We start from the raw sequence: 1997 nt of genomic DNA, 5'->3' as shown, positions 1-1997 counted from the left end.
GCTGCAGTAGTTGGTGCAGGTCCTGCAGGTTTATCAGCAGCTCTATTCTTAGCAAGAGCAGGCTTTAAGACTGAAATCTTTGAAAGAGAAAAGAGTGCAGGTGGTGTTGTATCTAACATTATTCCTGAATTCAGAATTCCTCGTGAAGTCGTTGAAAGAGATGTTAACTTCATCTTAAGCCATGGTGTTGATATCACATATGGTGTAAAACCTGAGGATGTTAAGGTCGATACACTTAAGAAAGCAGGTTTTGATTATATCTTCTATGCACTTGGTGCAGAAAAAGAAAATAAGATTAAACTCGAGGGTGAGGGTAATGTAGTTGATGCAATTACCTTCCTTGGTCATGAAAAGAAAGGAACAGGTCTTGATATCGGCTCTGATGTTATCGTAGTTGGTGGTGGTAATACAGCTATGGATGCTGCTAGAGCAGCTATAAGAAAGGGTGCTAAGGTAACTGTAGTTTATAGAAGAAGCTTTGCTGAAATGCCAGCTGATAGAGAAGAATATGAAGCAGCTTTACTTGATGGCGTTAACTTTGCTTTCCTTACAAATCCTAAGAAGATTGAAAACGGAGTATTAACACTCTCTGTAATGAAGCTCGGTGAAAAAGATAAGTCTGGTAGAAGAAGACCTGAGGAAACAGGTGAGGTTATTACTCTTAATTGTTCTACTATTGTTACAGCTACAGGTAATAAGCCTGATACGGATATGTTTACTTCTCTTGGCGTTGCTGTAGAAGATGGTTACCCAACAGATAGTGAAGGTGTATATGTTGTAGGTGATGCATTAACAGGACCTACTACAGTTGTACGTTGTATTGCTTCTGCTCGTGATGCTGTTGATAGAGCAATTGATGATGTTATTGCAAAACTTGAAGATGAAGACGAACATGATGACGATTGTGATTGTGGATGTCATGACCATGATGACGAGTGTGATTGTGGTTGCCACGATCATGACCACGATGATGATTGCGACTGTGGTTGCCATGATCATGAGGACGAAGAGTTATCTGATGAAGAGCTTGAGAAGGCTGAAAATGAGTTCTTTGAATCAATCAGACAGCGTAAATCAAGAATTCTTCAATCCTGCGATAAGTGTTCATCAAAGGACTTTATGAAGAGAGAAGCTTGTCGTTGTGTTGAGTGTTCATACCTTTGTAACAAGTGTGTTGAAGTATGTCCTAACCGTGCCAATATGGCTATCGATTTAAGAGATACAGGATTATTTGATGATCCATTCCAAATTCTCCATATCGATGCTTATTGTAACGAATGTGGTAACTGTGCAACATTCTGTCCTCACGATGGTGGTCCATATCTTAAGAAGTTTACCCTTTTCTCAAGAAAGGATGACTTTGAAAATAGTACTAACTCTGGCTTCTGGATTTTCGCAGAAAAGATTGTTGCAAGAGTTGATGGTAAGATAATTGAAGGTAAGGTCTTTGATGACCATGCAGAGATTGATCTTGATGAAAAGCTTTTAGCTATCATCGATAAAGTTATCACTAGATATCCATATTTACTAAATAGTGTGGAGGAATGATATGTCTATTTTAATTAAAAATGTCAGAGTAATGCAAACAGAGGCTCCTTTTGATGTAAAGGAGAACATGGATGTATTTGTTGATGATGGTATTATTAAGATGGTTGGCGCAAATCTTGCGCCAAACGCTGATAAAGTCATTGATGGACGTGGTAAGACTTTAATTCCTGGTAATGTATGCTCACATCACCACTACTATTCAGGTCTTTCAAGAGGTATGTTAATTTCTGCAGGCCCTCAGACAGATTTTATCCAGGTATTAAAAGAATGGTGGTGGCGCTTAGATCGCGGGCTTGATGAAGAAGCTTGTTACTACTCATCATTAATCTGTTCAATGGATGCAATTAAAGCAGGTACAACCTGTGCAATTGACCACCATGCATCACCTTCTTACATTAAGGGATCACTTTCAACTATTGCAAAAGGTATGGAAGAGGTTGGTCTACGAG

Annotated in this window: 2 protein-coding genes; both read left to right on the top strand. The window is 39.0% G+C overall.

Annotated features, from left to right (window positions below; genetic code table 11):
- Positions 1–1548, top strand: a 1548-nt coding sequence (locus SOY52_RS11110) for an FAD-dependent oxidoreductase (protein ID WP_320849021.1), incomplete at its 5' end; no start/stop codon positions are given.
- 1 nt (position 1549) lies between these two features.
- Positions 1550–1997 (top strand): amidohydrolase family protein (locus SOY52_RS11105; protein WP_320849020.1); only part of this gene is annotated, 448 nt, incomplete at its 3' end.

It is taken from the genome of Bullifex sp., assembly GCF_034103065.1.
In the GTDB taxonomy this organism is placed as follows: Bacteria; Spirochaetota; Spirochaetia; order Sphaerochaetales; family Sphaerochaetaceae; genus Bullifex.
The sequence above is the reverse complement of the archived record's forward strand: the minus strand, read 5'-3'. Positions and strand labels throughout refer to the sequence as shown.